The organism is Aminobacter sp. P4_H6_2 (assembly GCF_056400805.1).
Map to the genome: position 1 here is coordinate 1 of NZ_JBFUKO010000964.1, position 1,369 is coordinate 1,369.

A 1,369-nucleotide genomic window follows, 5' to 3' on the forward strand; every position below is an offset into this window, starting at 1 on the left:
GACGCGTCTGGAGATGTTGTTGTGCGCAAGGCACTGCGGCGATCGCAAGTTCTGCCGTTTTTCACCAAGTTGCCGCCCTGCCTGATCGGCATGGAGGCGTGCGGCACATCGCATCACTGGGCTCGAGAGCTGACGGAGCTCGGCCATGAAGTCCGCCTGATGCCGCCGGCCTACGTGAAGCCTTATGTGAAGCGCGGCAAGAATGATGCGGTGGACGCCGAAGCGATTTGCGAAGCGGTAACACGTCCGACCATGCGTTTCGTGGCGATGCAGCAGCCGAGCAACAGGCGGCCCTGTCGCTTCACCGCACACGCAACCTCCTGGTCAAGCAGCGCACGCAACTGGTCAACATGATCCGTGGCCTCTTGGCCGAGTTCGGCATCGATATCCCCGAAGGTTTGAAGCGGGCGCTTGCACTGGCGCGCCAGATGGCCGCGAAGCAAGTGACGCCGGACGTGCCGGCGATGGCAACGCAGGTTCTTGATCTCCTGTGCGGTCAGGTCCTCGACACCCATATTCGTCTCCAGGCGATCGACCGTTCGATCCTTGCCCTGCAAAAATCTGACGAGGTGGCACAGCGTCTATCGACGATTCCTGGCATCGGTCCTGTCGGCGCCACAGCATTTGCCGCATCGGTTGCCGATCCGGGGCAGTTCCGCTCGGGCCGAGAGTTCCCAGCCTGGCTGGGGCTCACACCTTCGCAAAACTCGAGCGGCGGCAAGGACAGGCTCRGCCGCATCACCAAGATGGGTGACCGCTATCTGAGAAAGCTCCTTGTGGTCGGCGCGACGTCGTTGATCCGCCGAGCGAGATACAGGCCAGAGACAGCAGACCCTCGGCTTGTCGCGCTTCTCGCCAGGAAACCGGTGCGGGTAGCGAGTGTGGCCATGGCGAACAAGATGGCCCGTGTGGTCTGGGCGGTCATGGCGCGCGGTGAGATCTATCAATCCCGCCATGTCCCGAACCTTGCGGCGTAAAGTTGTGAGGAAGATGAGACCTGAAACAGAAACAGTTCGAGCCGATCGAACGGCTCCATGAGGTTGTGAGAGCGACGCGATGTGATGGCGAGACCGGTCAGGCCGGGAACAGGAACAACCCATCGAATGTCCAAGGCGTCATAGCCTGATAAGCAGATTGGGATCCCGTTTCGCCGAGCCCATCAGGGCCAGCAGCCTCCAACGGCTGCACAACAGGCCGGACAGAAGACTGCACCCGACCAAACGCCAGACGTCGAATTCTCTTGCAATGCGGGAGCCATCCACAGAGGACGTTCCGCTTTGGGGCCTATTCCAGACGGACGGCTTTCAGGCACCGACGGCGGGATAGCTGCCATTGGTAGGGAAGCGATCAGCGCGACCGCTACCGACCC

General features: G+C 61.5%; 1 pseudogene. It reads left to right on the plus strand.

The features are described 5' to 3' along the window. Window positions 1–977: pseudogene (locus tag AC1DUU_RS32100) on the plus strand (IS110 family RNA-guided transposase); the annotation flags it as partial. Between the last annotated feature and the right edge of the window lie 392 nt (window positions 978–1,369).